15 protein-coding genes are annotated in these 12,736 nt (G+C 35.0%); 6 read left to right on the forward strand and 9 right to left on the reverse strand.

Features of this window, described 5'->3' with window-relative positions; all coding sequences use genetic code 11:
* Positions 1-16 precede the first annotated feature (16 nt).
* On the forward strand, positions 17-904 hold the full coding sequence (locus tag ACUL40_RS15595) for an alpha/beta fold hydrolase (RefSeq protein WP_137396700.1): 888 nt from the start codon (positions 17-19) through the stop codon (positions 902-904).
* A 38-nt stretch (positions 905-942) separates the two neighbouring features.
* Here ACUL40_RS15595 and ACUL40_RS15600 read toward each other — a convergent pair whose 3' ends face one another.
* The 3 genes from ACUL40_RS15600 to ACUL40_RS15610 all read right to left on the reverse strand — a co-directional run bounded on the left by ACUL40_RS15600 (position 943) and on the right by ACUL40_RS15610 (position 3,500).
* Positions 943-1,233, reverse strand: coding sequence for a hypothetical protein (locus tag ACUL40_RS15600; protein WP_000900161.1), 291 nt, complete (start codon positions 1,231-1,233; stop codon positions 943-945).
* Positions 1,234-1,354: 121 nt separating this feature from the next.
* Positions 1,355-2,044 carry a response regulator transcription factor gene (locus ACUL40_RS15605; RefSeq protein ID WP_074048001.1) on the reverse strand — a complete coding sequence of 230 codons (690 nt, stop codon included), beginning with the start codon at positions 2,042-2,044 and terminating at the stop codon, positions 1,355-1,357.
* A gap of 1 nt (position 2,045) precedes the next feature.
* Positions 2,046-3,500, reverse strand: a complete 1,455-nt coding sequence (locus ACUL40_RS15610) for a sensor histidine kinase (protein ID WP_000023870.1) — start codon at positions 3,498-3,500, stop codon at positions 2,046-2,048.
* Positions 3,501-3,801: 301 nt separating this feature from the next.
* On the opposite strand from ACUL40_RS15610, the gene ACUL40_RS15615 reads away from it, so the two are divergent.
* From ACUL40_RS15615 to mscL, 3 genes are all read left to right on the forward strand, one after another.
* Positions 3,802-4,482, forward strand: coding sequence for an ankyrin repeat domain-containing protein (locus tag ACUL40_RS15615; RefSeq protein WP_000475115.1), 681 nt, complete (start codon positions 3,802-3,804; stop codon positions 4,480-4,482).
* Between the two features lie 79 nt (positions 4,483-4,561).
* Complete coding sequence (locus ACUL40_RS15620; RefSeq protein ID WP_065211786.1) at positions 4,562-5,488, forward strand: Gfo/Idh/MocA family protein; 927 nt, start codon at positions 4,562-4,564, stop codon at positions 5,486-5,488.
* Between the two features lie 128 nt (positions 5,489-5,616).
* Positions 5,617-6,015, forward strand: a complete 399-nt coding sequence (mscL, locus tag ACUL40_RS15625) for a large conductance mechanosensitive channel protein MscL (protein ID WP_000267011.1) — start codon at positions 5,617-5,619, stop codon at positions 6,013-6,015.
* Between the two features lie 49 nt (positions 6,016-6,064).
* Here the strand turns inward: mscL and ACUL40_RS15630 are convergent, their stop codons facing one another.
* Complete coding sequence (locus ACUL40_RS15630) at positions 6,065-6,337, reverse strand: DUF3917 domain-containing protein (protein ID WP_000636589.1); 273 nt, start codon at positions 6,335-6,337, stop codon at positions 6,065-6,067.
* A gap of 152 nt (positions 6,338-6,489) precedes the next feature.
* Here ACUL40_RS15630 and ACUL40_RS15635 point away from each other — a divergent pair, with 152 nt between their 5' ends.
* Entirely contained in the window at positions 6,490-6,687 is a 198-nt protein-coding gene (locus tag ACUL40_RS15635; RefSeq protein WP_002195827.1) for a hypothetical protein, read from the forward strand.
* 34 nt (positions 6,688-6,721) lie between these two features.
* Here ACUL40_RS15635 and ccpA read toward each other — a convergent pair whose 3' ends face one another.
* The 5 genes from ccpA to ACUL40_RS15660 form a co-directional block, all read right to left on the reverse strand.
* A complete protein-coding gene (gene ccpA, locus ACUL40_RS15640; RefSeq protein WP_001103297.1) occupies positions 6,722-7,720 on the reverse strand; it encodes a catabolite control protein A in 999 nt (332 codons plus the stop codon).
* Positions 7,721-8,212: 492 nt separating this feature from the next.
* The gene (locus ACUL40_RS15645; RefSeq protein WP_000168209.1) at positions 8,213-9,286 is read right to left on the reverse strand and encodes a bifunctional 3-deoxy-7-phosphoheptulonate synthase/chorismate mutase; all 1,074 of its coding nucleotides are present in this window, start codon (positions 9,284-9,286) and stop codon (positions 8,213-8,215) included.
* Positions 9,287-9,452: 166 nt separating this feature from the next.
* Entirely contained in the window at positions 9,453-10,475 is a 1,023-nt protein-coding gene (locus ACUL40_RS15650) for a CamS family sex pheromone protein (protein ID WP_000738025.1), read from the reverse strand.
* 117 nt (positions 10,476-10,592) lie between these two features.
* Positions 10,593-10,919 carry a bacillithiol system redox-active protein YtxJ gene (ytxJ, locus tag ACUL40_RS15655; RefSeq protein ID WP_001057469.1) on the reverse strand — a complete coding sequence of 109 codons (327 nt, stop codon included), beginning with the start codon at positions 10,917-10,919 and terminating at the stop codon, positions 10,593-10,595.
* Positions 10,919-11,431, reverse strand: a complete 513-nt coding sequence (locus tag ACUL40_RS15660; protein ID WP_001197720.1) for a DUF948 domain-containing protein — start codon at positions 11,429-11,431, stop codon at positions 10,919-10,921. Before ACUL40_RS15660 ends, ytxJ begins: the two co-directional genes overlap by 1 nt.
* Before the next feature lie 187 nt (positions 11,432-11,618).
* Between ACUL40_RS15660 and ACUL40_RS15665 the strand changes: the two genes are divergently transcribed.
* Positions 11,619-12,734: an aminopeptidase gene (locus tag ACUL40_RS15665; protein WP_000654727.1), complete on the forward strand. Its 1,116-nt coding sequence runs from the start codon at positions 11,619-11,621 to the stop codon at positions 12,732-12,734.
* The last annotated feature ends 2 nt before the right edge of the window (positions 12,735-12,736 follow it).

Consider the following 12,736-nt stretch of genomic DNA (forward strand, 5'->3'; position numbering starts at 1 on the left):
GCCTGGCCCAACTTTTATGAGAAAAGGTAGTGATATTATGTGGAAACGACAAATGATCCACACGAAACGTGGTACATTTGAACTCTTTACAAAAGGAGATGGCGAATCGCTTTGTATTACACATCACTATTCACAATTTAATGAAACTGGTGATTACTTTGCGGATGTTTTTACTGCTACGCATCGTGTATTTCTCATTAATTTACGAGACGCTGGTAACTCGTTAAAAGCCAATTCAGAAAAAGAATTAAGCATGATTGAAACAATCCACGACTTGGAAGCCATACGAGAAGCATTACAACTTCCAACATGGCATTTCGCTGGCCATTCAACAGGTGGTATGCTTGGACTTTTATATGCAATTACATATCCACATTCCTTACAATCATTAGTCGTAGCAGGAGCTGCAGCAAGTAACTATACCGAAACACCATTCTGCATTTATCACCCAGCACATCCACAGTTTCATTATATGCAAAAACTCATCGAAAACTTAAAAAGCCCTCACCTTACAAATGAAGAACGGAAAGAACTATCTACTAAGAGAACAAAATTATCATTGTATAAACCAGAAAACTACAACTCTTATTTTTGTAAACCAATCAATAAAACAATGTCCATTAGCCGGATGAATGCTTTCGCCAATGAATATCCTTCATTTGATTTAAGAGAGAATTTACCTTCCATCCAAACAAAGACACTTATTATATGCGGAAGATATGATGTACAGTGCCCAATTCAATATTCTATCGAGATACATGATGGGATACGTAATTCTATCTTCATTCCATTCGAAAACAGCAACCATTATCCTTTTTTAGAAGAAGCTGCTCAGTTTACTTCTACTACTCAAACATTTTATAAATCGTTAGTACCATTATTATTAAGAAAACCTAAACACTGATAAAAAGCTCATAGCCTCTATACGACTATGAGCTTTTTTCAAAAGAAATATTTCACACTAAAAACAACTAAAAAAACAAAAGAAATAACCACTAAACCCACATCAAGTAATACCGACTTTTTATCTCTATCTTTTAAACTTACCTTAGAGCTAGAAATGCTTTTAATTACCCAAAAGATCGCAAAAAAGAACCAACCGAAATGATCATTCGTAGAATCTTCATCATAAAACATTTGTATTGCACCAATAATCAATAAGATAAGTACGATATTAGTTCCAATCTTTAAAGTCTTATTTGATTTATTATCTTTTAATATATCCCCCAACATATAGCTCGCTCCCTATGCTCTCCTCTGTTTTGTTTCTCTTTACATTTTAACACGAATTACCTATTTCTTCCTTTTCATTCGAATAACATACAAAAAACCTGCCAATTACTCGGCAGGTATATTACACGTTAAAACGATAACCAGCTCCCCATACTGTTTCAATATATTGCGGGTGAGCAGGATCTCTTTCAATTTTTTCACGTAGCTTTCTAATATGAACGACAACAGTTGCTAAATCACCAGCAGAGTCTAATCCCCAAATGCGTTCAAATAGCTGTTCTTTATTTAATACTTGATTTGGGTTTGTGACAAAGAATGTTAATAAATCAAATTCCTTCGTTGTAAATGCCACTTCTTCATTGTTTATAAAAACTTTTCTCGCCCGTTGATCGATAGAAATTCCGTGGATGTATAGCGTATCACGTTGCTTACTTACATTTCCTGATAATCTTTCATAACGAGAAATATGTGCTTTTACTCTTGCGACTAATTCACTCGGGCTAAACGGCTTCGTTATATAATCATCCGCTCCTAATCCGAGTCCGCGAATTTTATCTATATCTTCTTTTTTTGCTGAAACAAGTAGAATCGGAATATCTTTTACAGCACGTATTTGTTTACAAATTTCGAATCCGTTCATTTTCGGAAGCATAATATCTAAAATAATTAAATCATAGTCTTCTTGCAGGGCTATTTGTAAACCTGTTTCTCCTGAATGCTCTACATCAACTTGGAAATCATTAATTTCTAAATAATCTCGCTGTAATTCTGCAATACTTACTTCATCTTCTATTAATAAAATTCTTTTCAATTTACTCACCACATTCCTCTACTTTTTCCAATGAGAAGAAAATGCTTGTGCCTTTACCAAGCTCGCTTTCCGCCCAAATTTTCCCGCCATGTTCTTCAACAATTTGCTTCGCTATTGCTAAACCAAGTCCACTTCCACCTGTGCTAGAATTCCGCGATTGTTCTGCACGATAAAAACGTTCAAAGATATAAGGTAGCGTATCAGATTCTATACCTGATCCATTGTCCATCACTTTCACAATAACTTTATTATTATTACTCGATACTGTTACAGTAATTTTCTTCTCTTCTTTATCCATGTATTTCACACTATTATGAATTAAATTTGATATAACTCTATTTATCTTTTCGCAATCAGCCGTTACATATAGTGGTGATGCATGTAATTGCAAGTTAACTTCTATACCTTCTTTACTTAAATCCATTTGCATCTCTTCGATTAACTCTTGCATAAACATATTTAATTCAACCGTTTCAAACTGAAAGGGAACTCGATTCAAATCGAGCTTCGAAAACAAAAAGAGTTCATCAATGAGTGTGTCCATATGTTTTGCCTTCGTATGGATAGTTGTTAAATACTTATCCATTTTTTCTGGCGTATTTGCTACTCCGTCCTTTATTCCTTCTACATATCCGATAATTGATGTAATCGGTGTTTTTAAATCATGAGAGATGTTTGAAATAAGCTCTTTTCGATTTTCTTCATACTGTGTTTGCATCTCTATCGATTCTTTTAATCTCTTCCTCATTTCCTCAAATCCTTGATTTAATTGCCCTATTTCATCGTGTGATGTAACTGGTATTTGAAAATCTAAATTTCCTTCTTTAATTTTCTCCGTTGCGCCTTTCAATACAAAAATTGGTTTTATTACACTTCTTGAAACGAGGTAACTTAATAATCCAATGAGTAAAATGGCTAGTAGTAAGAGAGATACAAATAAGATTGGAAATAATTTTTGTGTAAGATCTACAAATGAACTTTGCTTTTTTAATACAAATATACTTCCCTCTTCTTCCTGAGGAAAATAAAAATCAAACTTTACATATCGATAAAATGTATCGCCTAGTTCCGTTGTACCACGACTATTAATATTTGCTGATTCAAATTTCGGAAGGGCTTCTTTTAAAGATACACTTTCAAATACGTTTGAAGCATATGAAAGTGTTTCTCCTTTTCTTACTACTATTTTCACACCCTCTTTTTCTATTGCTGAGACAAACGACTCATCTAACAATTGAGATTGATGCTGTTTAGCTGCTGACTTCAACTCAAGATAGGCATTCTCTTCTTCTGGTGTAAGCGGCTTTTGAATGTAAGAACTTTTATAGAAATTTTTCACTGCTTCCAAGTCACCTGTTATCGAAAAAACGATTAAAAATCCCGCGACTAATATAAGCGTAATGGAAACGAGGATAACAGCAATATAAGAAAATAAAAACCTTGTTTTAATAGACATATCTTAAATCCTCACTTTACCCCGCATTAACGGGCAGTAAGATCCCGACCTCAAAATTCAGAGAAAGCAAAGAAGTTAAGTGGGGGATCAACTGCCCATAAAAGCCCGATTGGTTCAACTAATAATCAGTGGGGGATGAACAAAACCCCCACTGATTAAAGTTTCACTTTATCAAACCTTATTATTTATAAGCATAAAAATATATGTTCAATTACTCAAGCGATTTTATAGTAATTTTAGCGTCAGTTTATAAAAATTTAATGTTCCTATTTTACAGTTGAAATTAGGAGGTTGAAATTCCATGTTCAAAAAAACATTCAGTATGATATGTTGCGTAATTTTTTTACAAGGATGCTCGCAAGAACAAGAAGTAAAAAAGGAGATGACAAACATGGAGACTGCACTACTAGCAGCTACTGAAAAAAATGAAACGAATACTGTTATATCTTTACTAAAAAAAGGCGCAAATATAAATGCGACGGATAGTCAAGGACGCACTCCGCTTATGATTGCTACATACAAAAATGATGTAAAAACCGCAAAGGCGCTTATCAAAGCCGGTGCGGACGTAAATATTCAAGATGACATGAAAAATAATCCCTTTCTATACGCCGGTGCGGAAGGTTACTTAGACATTTTAAAACTAACAATTGATGCTGGTGCAGATCCTACGATTACAAATCGTTACGGCGGAACAGCTCTTATCCCAGCTTCAGAACATGGCTATATTGACGTCATAAAAGAACTCCTCACTCGAACAAATATTGATGTAAATCATGTAAATAACCTGGGATGGACAGCTTTAATGGAAGCCATCGTACTAAGTAACGGAAACGAAACACAGCAACAAGTCATTCGCCTTCTTATTGAGCACGGTGCAGATGTAAATATTCCAGACAATGATGGTGTTACCCCGCTAGAGCATGCTCGCGCTCATCACTTTGAGGAGATAGAGAAGATTTTGTTAGAAGGCCGTAAGTAAAAAGCTAATTTTTGCCTTCCTCCCCCACCCTATGCTACATTTAAGCCGTTACATTAATATTAATAGGGTGGGAATAAACATGAACAAACCTAAAATTGGGATGATTGGACTTGGAAGTATTGCGCAAAAGGCCTATCTTCCAACACTTACAAAAGAAACTGATTGGAATTTTGTAGGGGCGTTTACACCTAACGCAGAGAAAAGAAAACAAGTTTGCCAGCAATACCGAATTCAAGACTTTCATTCTATTGAAATGTTAGCTTCGGAATGCGATGCAATCTTCGTTCATAGTTCAACTGCATCGCATTATGAAATCGTTTCTGAACTTCTAAAAAAAGGGATCGACGTTTATGTTGATAAACCGCTAGCAGCTACAGTGGAACAAGCTGAGCAACTAGTCGAGTTAAGCGAGAAGTATAACCGAAAATTAATGGTCGGATTTAATCGCAGATTCGTTCCTATGTATGTCGCTGCCAAAGAACAGGCTAATGATATTTCATGGATTCGAATTGAAAAGCATCGTACAAATAAAGTCGGGCCATATACGTACGACTTCACTATGTTAGATGATTATTTACACATTGTAGATACCGCTCGCTGGTTAGCTAATGATGACCTTAACGCCGTTCACAATATGATGCAAATCAATGAAAAGAATGAACTTCTTTACGGACATCATACATATACAACTCCAAGTGGACTGTTACTTTCTACTGCAATGCATCGCCATGCCGGTACAAATTTAGAACAAATTGAACTTGTAACGCCAGGGAAAATCATTCGCGTAAAAAATATGAATACATTTGAAATTGAACAGGAAAACTCAGTTTTACAAAGTGGTTCCCCATCATGGGATACGACGTTAAAACAACGTGGTTTTGAAGATGCTGTTCATCATTTTATTGAGTGTGTACAAGGCGATACAAAGCCTGTTGTAGATGGATTAGAAGGATTAAAAACGCAGCAAATGCTACAATCTTTACTAGATGATGTAAACAAAAATTAAAACGGATACATTTTTCAGAATTTACTTTCATTCCCATTCCCTCTTTATTTCTCTCGTAAATTTCTATAGAATATGTTGATAGGAATTATAAATTTCATAATGAATCGTGGAAAGGATGGGATTAACACATGTGGAACGAGTTTAAAAAATTCGCTTTCAAAGGGAATGTCGTTGATTTAGCTGTCGGGGTTGTAATCGGTGCTGCATTCGGTAAAATCGTTAGTTCTTTAGTAAAAGATATCATCACACCATTACTTGGTATGGTATTAGGTGGCGTTGACTTTACAAGTTTACACTTTGGATACGGTAAATCTGCTGTTATGTATGGTAACTTCATCCAAACAATTTTTGACTTCTTAATTATCGCAGCTTCTATCTTTATGTTTGTTAAAGTTTTCAACAAACTAACATCTAAAAAAGAAGAAGAAAAAGAGGAAGAAATTCCAGAACCAACAAAAGAAGAAGAACTTCTTGGCGAAATTCGCGACTTACTAAAACAGCAAAACTCTTCTAAAGATAGAGCATAATTGAACGGATAAAAAGGCATGTCCCCTCGGGACATGCCTTTTCTATATGCTATAACGTTTCCGAATTCATATGAATAAATAAAATAATACCAGCAACCATAAGTACCATAATGCTACCTGCAAATAGTGTAATACCAATAAACATTAAACTTGTGCTCATATCTACTGATACACTTTCAATAAAAATAGAAATTACATACGTGATAAGGGCAATTCCTGCAAGAATACTTCCTGGAACAAATCGCTTTAAACCATTTTGTTTTAACGTCATATATGCAAAAATAGCAGTCATACAAAGCGTAATTATCCAAAGAACGATCATCTCTTTTCCCCCCTCACAAGCCTTTTCTTTCTATTATACATGACATTGCCCTATAATAGTTAAATTTGCACTTATGTGACATATAACAAGGAATAGCCCCATCTATAGCGAAGGCATTATAACATACACTTATACAATAAGGAGGCTTTCATTTGGAATATACTACTACATATAAATTAGAGCTATCCGAACGATTCGATTATGTTACGATTGACTTAGACAAACAGTTTTTTTACATCGAAGTTGTAAATTTACAAAGTAATATAACTGTACTAAAAATATCAATTAACTTGCAAAAAGACGAAATGGTAAATGCAGTCGTACAAAAATACTATCCTGAATACGAATAAAAGCTCACAGCAATCGCTGTGAGCTTTTTTATACTTACTTCGTTGAATCTCTAAATTGGATACGGTGAGGTAAGATAACAGTGTGATCTTCCACTTTTTCTTTGTTCATATACTTTGTTAATAGACGCATTGCTACTGCACCGATATCATACATCGGTTGAACAACTGTTGAAAGCTGCGGACGAACCATTAATGCAAGGCGTGTATTATCGAAACCAAGTACTTCTACGTCAGTTGGTACGTTTAATCCAGCGTCTTGTGCTGCATGGATTACACCTAGTGCCATTTCATCAGAAGATACGAAGATTGCTGTTGGCTTTTCATCATTGCTCCAAAGCTTTTCGAATGCTTCGATACCTGAGTCATATGTGTAATCTCCATCGATTACAAGATTTTCATCATATGAAATACCTGCTTCTTCTAAAGCTTTTTTGTAACCTTGTAACTTCTTCGCGCTTCCCGCTTTATCAATGAAAGGACCAGAGACGAAACCGATACGTTTATGTCCTTGCTCGATAAAGTGCTTCATTGCATCATAAGCTGCTTGTGTATAATCAATATTTACTGATGGCGTTTCATTTTGCTCATCAAATGATGCTGCTAATACAATTGGTACTGGAGATTTTTTAAATTCTTCAATGTGAATGTCTGTAATATCTTCACCCATGAAAACAATTCCGTCCACTTGTTTTCCAAGCATCGTATTTAATAAATGGAACTCTTTCTCTTTGTTTTGGTCAGAGTTACTTAAAATGATGTTATATTTGTACATTGTTGCGATATCTTCAATTCCACGAGCTAGTTCTGCATAAAACGTATTTGAGATATCAGGAATAATAACACCTACTGTAGTTGTCTTCTTACTTGCTAGTCCACGTGCTACCGCATTTGGGCGGTATCCTAAACGATCAATTGCTTCTAATACTTTCTTTCTTGTTGTAGGCTTTACATTTGGGTTACCGTTCACAACGCGTGATACGGTAGCCATTGAAACGTTCGCTTCACGCGCTACATCATATATTGTTACGTTCATCTCATCGCACACTCCTTCTATTTTTGTTATCTATTTTTATGTATCGGTTACTTGAATGAAAAAAAGACATCAACTCTATTTGCAGATGCCACCAATCGTCCCGAGTTCTTCCTTTTACTAATGATACGATAAAAACGCAGGCTCATACAATATTTTCCCGCAAAAGTTTCGAAAAAATTCGCTTCTTTTCTCGTATTTTCGTATTTTTTATGAAAAAAGGGCATTTTTTGTAAAAAAATAGATGTTTCCTTAGTAGAAATCTTATTTTAAGCAGTACGATAGTAAATGAAATTTATATCGGCGATTTTTCGAATATATCGACTGTAACTCGAAATATATCAGCGATTTTCCAAATATATCGACCGCAACTCTAATTATATCAGCGATTTTTTAAATATATCAACTTACCAACAAAAATCGACAATGACAGTCGCTATACAATAGGAGAAAGCTGTTCCAAAATGCCTTTTTGGAACAGCTCATTAAAAGTTTTTATAATTTACTTCCAAATGATTTTAATTCATTCATAAAATCATTGAACTGCGGTATATTCATTTGTTGCGCTGCATCAGATAAAGCTACAGCTGGATCTGGATGTACTTCAGCCATAATTGCGTCTGCACCAATTGCCATCGCTGCTTTTGCAGTTGGTAAGAGAAGGTCACGTCGCCCTGTAGAATGCGTTACATCGACAACGACAGGTAAATGTGTTTCTTTCTTTAAAATCGGCACAGCGGAAATATCAAGCGTATTACGCGTCGCTCTTTCATACGTGCGAATACCTCGTTCACATAAAATAATGTTCCCATTTCCTTTTGCCATAATATATTCTGCCGCATTAATGAATTCTTCAATCGTTGCTGATAGACCACGTTTTAATAATACTGGTTTATTCACAGCACCAGCTGCCCTTAGCAAATCAAAGTTTTGCATATTGCGAGCGCCAATTTGAATAACATCAACGTAATCTAATGACATCTCAATATCATTCGGATTTAAAATTTCACTAATAACAGCCAAATCATATTCATCTGCTACCTGGCGCAAAATTTGTAATCCCTCTAATCCAAGACCTTGAAAATCATACGGTGAAGTACGTGGTTTAAACGCACCACCACGCATTAATTTCAGACCTTGCCCTTTCATTGCTTCAGCAACTTGACGTACTTGTTCATAACTTTCCACTGCACACGGTCCCATAATAAAATGCTGATTTCCGTCACCAATTTTTTCACCATTAATTTCAACAATCGTATCTTCTGTTTTTTTCTTACGAGAAACAAGTAATGCTTTACGATGATCGTCTTCTTGTAATTCTAAACCAGCTTGAAAAATTTGTTTGAAAATATGTTGTAAAGTCGAAGTTTCAAATGGACCATTATTATTCTCTGCAATTAAATCCAGCATATTTCTTTCACGTACAGGATCAAAACGTTTCACACCTTGTACTTCTTTTAAATTACCAACTTCTTGTACGAGACGACCTCTTTCGTTTAGTAACTCTAATATTTGTAAATTAAGTTGATCAATTTCAGAACGTAAACGACCTAATTGTTGTGATGCCATAAGAAAGCCACCTCTTTCAAATTCCTATATGTTACTTTTTTAAGATAATTTATTATAGCTGATACATATACGATTGTCACACGATATACAGCAAGGAATTACTATCAAAAAACATTATATATTTTCATTTAAAATAAAAAAAAGACAGTTTACATACTGTCTTTTTTTACAGGAAGGAAACAAACGGTTTATCACTGTTTTTCTCTTTTATAATAACGGCCTCAATTTTACTCTCGGACTTGATCTGTAATTGTACTTTCGCATCTTTAGGCAATTTGTCTAACATGCCTTGAGCAGCCAATTGGGTAAGAGCCATTAATTCTGTTTTACCGTTATATTTAATAACAATATTCATATTTAATGTATCCATTTGATCTTTCTTATAAGAAACTTTAGCGTTGACTGGAATAAAATCTCCATTAGAAAAACCTTTTATTTCCTTAGCAAAGTTATTTATTTTTGTATTATCTTCTCCATGTGCTTGTGTAAATTCATCAGAAGGATATGAATACGACTTTTCATCGATCGTACTCCAATTTCCAAGGTTCGTATCATTCTTTTGAACAGTAGCACTAGCAATATACGTACCATTTTTTAAAGAACTTGTACTTTCTTGCTTAAAGATAGCAAACGTAATTGGAGATTTGTTATATTTATCATTTTTGTTAATAGCTTCAATAAGTTGTTTAGCAACTTCAGTCCCTTTAGACATAGCCTCTTCATTCGATACACTTGAAGACATAGCTAAGCCAATCATAACACCAGATAAACTTAATTCATTTGAATTCTGTTTTCCGAAATAATCTTGTTCTATAATATTTGTCAAAACTGGCGCTTCTACTTTCGCAACTAGTTCATCAATTAGTTTCTCTGGAATATACTGGTTTAATTGCAGTACGTGACTCTCTGTATCAAATTGCTGCGTTGCAATATTTATTAAACCATTTTCATACTCTGCTAAATCTAATTTAGAATTGGTTTTTATATTAGCTGTATTAATAACCTTTTGTTCTTTTAAAGGAATAACAGTTCTATAATAATCTTTAGAAACAGCAGTTCTCGGAATCATACTTTTTTCTTTTGTATCTTTTTGTATAACTTCATCCTTCTTACTAATCGTATTACTATTGTTACTACAAGCTCCCAGTAATAAACTTACGACTGCGAAGGATAATGCCATTTTCTTCATTACTTAAAACCTACTTTCAACAATCTAGTTATTTAGTTTGAACTATTAATAGTGTACCACTAAATATATTTCAACAAAAACAAAAAAAAGAAGCAAGCACCTTTAGCTTGCTTCTTTTTACTTTATATTCTCTTCTAAAGCATCTTTTTTAATATTCCAATGAGATGTATTCCATACTACCATCCCATCTTTTATGTATAACACTTGCGGTGATTCATGTCTAATACTGTATTGTTCTGCAACACGATTTGACACATCTCTCGCATCTTGTACGTATAAGTAATACGCTGGTACTTCTCTTTCTTCGCTGCAATACGCTTGAAATTCTGTGTATGCACCGTGACTAATTGGGCATGTCGTACTGTGTTTAAAAAGAACATACGGCTCGTTCTTTTCTACTAAGACTTCAAGCTCTTCAATTGTTTCAAGTTTTGTCATATTCATCACGATTCACCTCTCATACGAAATCTAGAGCGTTTCTCTTTCTTTTCAGCTTTTTTCTCAATTCTTTCTAATTTACGCTCTTCTTTTTCAACCTTCTTCTCTTGTCTCGACGCACGGTAATGATTGTATACTTCAATCGCCGCACTGCTCCACTGTACAACTTGCGCTACTTTATCAGCGTTATTTTCAATTTCGTCCGTTACAGAGTCTGATACATTACGAAGCTTCGTATTTAAAGATTGGATTGTCGTTCCAATCCCATCTACACCCGCTACCACTTTATTTAATGACTGTGACTTCTGTTGAATATCATCAGCTAACGCATTCGTTTTATGTAATAATTGCTCTGTCTCTACGCTAATTCCTTGCATTTGTTTTTCTAAACCTTCTAACGTGCTTGCAACGTTTTCTAACGTCTTCTGAACCGATAACAACGTTCTACATACATACACTACTAATACTGCGAAAGCAACCGCGATAATAGCCGCACTTACATATAAAAGAACTTGCATTTCATCACTTCCTTTATCTTTTTCATACTTTCCCCTATTATACAATCATTTTCCGTTTCATTCTAATCCCTATCTCATCATTAGAATTTTCATACTTATTCGTTAACTGTAACATAAATCATTCAACAAATTCCACTAAGTAGGTTACAATAGGAGAGGATACATAATTAGTAGGGAGGCTTTACATATGAAAGATCCACGTATTGAAAAGTTAGCATACAATTTAATTAACTACTCTATCCGCTTACAAAAAGGTGAAAAAGTATTAATTGAAAACTTTGGCTTACAAAAAGAACTTGTAACTGCACTTGTAAAAGAAGCATATGCAGCTGGTGGTTTCCCATTCGTCTCTTTAAAAGATCATCAAGTAGATCGCTCTTTATTAATGGGTGCTACTGAAGAACATTTCGAACAAATCGCTGCATATGAAGCAAGCGTAATGAAAGACATGGACGCTTATATCGGCCTTCGCTCTGGCGATAATATTAATGAACAAGCTGACGTTCCAAGTGAGCGTATGAAAGTTCATGGCCAAACAGTTGGTAAAAAAGTTCATAGAGACATTCGCGTTCCAAAAACACGCTGGGTTGTTCTTCGCTACCCAAATGCTTCTATGGCACAGCTTGCTAAAATGAGTACAGAAGCTTTCGAAGACTTCTACTTTGAAGTATGTAACTTAGACTACGGTAAAATGGATAAGGCGATGGACAGCCTTGTTACATTAATGAATAAAACAGATAAAGTTCGTTTAACTGGTCCTGGAACTGACTTAACATTCTCTATTAAAGACATTCCAGCAATTAAATGCTCCGGTCATTTAAACATTCCAGACGGTGAAGTATACTCTGCACCAGTTCGTGATTCTGTTAACGGTACAGTTTCTTACAACACACCATCTCCTTACAACGGTTATACATTTGAAAATGTACAACTTAAGTTCGAGAACGGCCAAATCGTTGAAGCAACTGCAAACGATTCAGAACGCATTAACAAAATCTTCGATACAGACGAAGGCGCACGCTACGTTGGTGAGTTCGCAATCGGCGTAAACCCATACATCTTACATCCAATGGGAGACATCCTATTCGATGAAAAAATCGATGGCAGCTTCCACTTCACTCCTGGACAAGCTTACGACGATGCATGGAACGGTAACAACTCGAACATCCATTGGGACTTAGTATGCATCCAACGCCCTGAATACGGCGGCGGCGAAATTTACTTCGACGACGTACTAATCCGTAAAGACGGACGCTTCGTTGTAGCTGAATTAGAAGCTTTAAATCCAGAGAACTTAAAATAATA

Source organism: Bacillus sp. KNSH39, assembly GCF_052656585.1.

Bases quoted from the DNA above. Each gene is read 5' to 3' on its own strand.
- mscL (WP_000267011.1), top strand. From the start codon at position 5,617: ATGTGGAACGAGTTTAAAAAATTCGCTTTCAAAGGGAATGTCGTTGAT.
- ACUL40_RS15650 (WP_000738025.1), bottom strand. From the start codon at position 10,475: ATGAAGAAAATGGCATTATCCTTCGCAGTCGTAAGTTTATTACTGGGA.
- ACUL40_RS15620 (WP_065211786.1), top strand. From the start codon at position 4,562: ATGAACAAACCTAAAATTGGGATGATTGGACTTGGAAGTATTGCGCAA.
- ACUL40_RS15595 (WP_137396700.1), top strand. From the start codon at position 17: ATGAGAAAAGGTAGTGATATTATGTGGAAACGACAAATGATCCACACG.
- ACUL40_RS15600 (WP_000900161.1), bottom strand. From the start codon at position 1,233: ATGTTGGGGGATATATTAAAAGATAATAAATCAAATAAGACTTTAAAG.
- ACUL40_RS15615 (WP_000475115.1), top strand. From the start codon at position 3,802: ATGTTCAAAAAAACATTCAGTATGATATGTTGCGTAATTTTTTTACAA.
- ytxJ (WP_001057469.1), bottom strand. From the start codon at position 10,919: ATGAATATGACAAAACTTGAAACAATTGAAGAGCTTGAAGTCTTAGTA.
- ACUL40_RS15645 (WP_000168209.1), bottom strand. From the start codon at position 9,286: ATGGCATCACAACAATTAGGTCGTTTACGTTCTGAAATTGATCAACTT.
- ACUL40_RS15660 (WP_001197720.1), bottom strand. From the start codon at position 11,431: ATGCAAGTTCTTTTATATGTAAGTGCGGCTATTATCGCGGTTGCTTTC.
- ACUL40_RS15630 (WP_000636589.1), bottom strand. From the start codon at position 6,337: ATGATCGTTCTTTGGATAATTACGCTTTGTATGACTGCTATTTTTGCA.
- ACUL40_RS15665 (WP_000654727.1), top strand. From the start codon at position 11,619: ATGAAAGATCCACGTATTGAAAAGTTAGCATACAATTTAATTAACTAC.
- ccpA (WP_001103297.1), bottom strand. From the start codon at position 7,720: ATGAACGTAACAATATATGATGTAGCGCGTGAAGCGAACGTTTCAATG.
- ACUL40_RS15610 (WP_000023870.1), bottom strand. From the start codon at position 3,500: ATGTCTATTAAAACAAGGTTTTTATTTTCTTATATTGCTGTTATCCTC.